The organism is Methanobrevibacter sp. (assembly GCF_045603845.1).
Taxonomy (GTDB): domain Archaea; phylum Methanobacteriota; class Methanobacteria; order Methanobacteriales; family Methanobacteriaceae; genus Methanocatella.
This window is the reverse complement of the sequence record NZ_JAZUMY010000021.1, coordinates 1-2,223: the sequence shown is the minus strand read 5'-3', so window position 1 is coordinate 2,223 and position 2,223 is coordinate 1. Positions and strand designations below refer to the sequence as shown.

The window sequence follows — 2,223 nt, the reverse complement described above, 5'->3', positions numbered from 1 at the left end:
CTAAAGAACCCATTGTTAAATTCTTCAGGATATAAGTATTGTCTTTCATCATCTTCACCAATGAATACAATTAAACTTTCATCATGCCCCAATGAAACTGCAGAGGTAATTATTTTTAAATAGCTTACAAATTCATTGTGTTTATCATGATCTGCATTAAGACCAAATGCAATCATTCCCCCATAACCATTAAACATTTGTTTTTTAGCAATGTCATGCCCTTTATTAGATTTCAATCCAGGATAAGAAACAAAACTCACTTTTTCTTGTGATTCCAACCATTCAGCTACTTTTTGTGCATTTTCATTGTGAGCTTTCATTCTTAAAGGAAGAGTTACAGATCCCCTCATAATCAACCATGCATTAAATGGACTTATTGTTGCTCCCAGATTGACTTGGGCCTGTTCACGAATCGGGTCAAGCAATTCTTTTTTATTTGCGATGATTGCACCACCCATTGAGTCCCCATGCCCATTAATGTATTTAGTTAAACTTTCAATTACATAATCGGCACCTAATTCTAGGGGACGTTGATTGAATGGTGATGCAAATGTATTATCAACGGATAGAAGTGCACCACATTCATGTGCAATTTTTGCAATTTCCGCGATATCTGATATTCCTATTGTCGGGTTTCCGGGAGTTTCAATATGGACCAATTTTGTATTTGGTTTAATCACTTTTCTAATCTCCTCTAAATCCGTTGTATCGACAATTGTAGTATCTACTTTAAATTTATTATTGAATAATTCATTCAAAAGTCTATATGCTGCAATATATGTTACATTTGAAAATACAACATGATCTCCTGATGACAAAATTGAAAAAAACAATCCAGATAACGCTCCTACGCCACTTGCAAGAACAATTGCATCTTCCCCATTTTCAAGGTTGGCTATTTTTTCTTCAAGATATTTCTGATTAGAACCTCCATTTCGAGTGTATAAAATCTTATCTGCACTACTCCAATTAATGTTTGTCGGATCATAAGGCAATTCATAACTGTTTCCCATGGTTATGGGGCGTTTAATTGCATTTGTTTCACTGTCAACATCATTTCCTGTATGTACTGCACGAGTTTGAAATCCTAATTCTTTTCCATATTTTCTTTTTGACATATTATTTTACCTAAAATTTAATTATGGATTATATTAAAAATTACCAGTATATAACTATTGTTATATTTTGACAAAAATATTTAAATAGTACTTTCACAATATTAGAATTGATGAAAAAATAACGATTGTTATAATTTTATAATATCTTTTTCATTGCTCGGGCGAAATTAAGGAAGTGATGAAAATGACAAAATCAATCAATACCAAAGAATTATTGGAAAAAAATACAGAAGAAATTCAAATAATCGATGTAAGAGACAGTGAAGAATTAATTTTAGGAAAAATTGAAAATTCAATTAATATTCCAAAATCAGAGCTATCATTCAATCTTGAGAAAATTGACAAAACAAAAGAAATAATCGTATACTGTAAGACTGGTGAGAGAAGCGGCAAAATAACTGATGAATTAAATTCTTTAGGTTACGAAGCATATAGTCTTGAAGGCGGTTTTAAAAAATATCAAGAACATATTGGAGGAATAAAAGCTATTGAACTTGATGTAAAAGGCCAAATGTGTCCAGGGCCAATAATTAAAATTGCTGATACAATTAATGAAATTCAAAACGGTCAGAAAATATATGTTGAATCGGATGAAGACGCATTTGCATCAGACATTAAAATATGGTGTGAGAGAACTGGAAATAAATTAGAATCACTGATTATTGAAGATGACATTATAAAAGCAACTATCATAAAACAAAACCTACCTGAAATTCCAAAGGATGATGATAAAACATTTGTAGTGTTTAGTGGAGATCTGGATAAAACAATAGCTGCATTTATTATTGCAAATGGAGCGGCATCAATGGGAAGAAACGTTACAATGTTTTTCACATTCTGGGGATTGAATATATTGAGAAAACCTGAGAAAGTAAGTGTTAAAAAAACGTTGATTGAAAAAGCATTCGGGTTTATGATGCCAAGAGGGACAAAAAAATTAGGGTTGTCTCGAATGAACATGGCAGGATTTGGTCCAAAAATGATACGCTCAATTATGGATCAAAAAGGAATATTGTCACTTGAAGAGTTAATAGAAAGTGCAAAAAGCCATGGAGTTCGTATTGTAGCATGTCAAATGTCAATGGATATCATGGGAATACACCAA

2 protein-coding genes are annotated in these 2,223 nt (G+C 32.0%); one reads left to right on the top strand and one right to left on the bottom strand.

The window, feature by feature from the left end; genetic code table 11:
* Nucleotides 1-1,118: trans-sulfuration enzyme family protein (locus ACKI2W_RS02305; protein WP_407378920.1), on the bottom strand; the 1,118-nt coding region annotated here is incomplete at its 3' end.
* A 184-nt stretch (nt 1,119-1,302) separates the two neighbouring features.
* On the opposite strand from ACKI2W_RS02305, the gene ACKI2W_RS02300 reads away from it, so the two are divergent.
* Nucleotides 1,303-2,223, top strand: a 921-nt coding sequence (locus ACKI2W_RS02300) for a DsrE/DsrF/DrsH-like family protein (RefSeq protein WP_407378919.1), incomplete at its 3' end; no start/stop codon positions are given.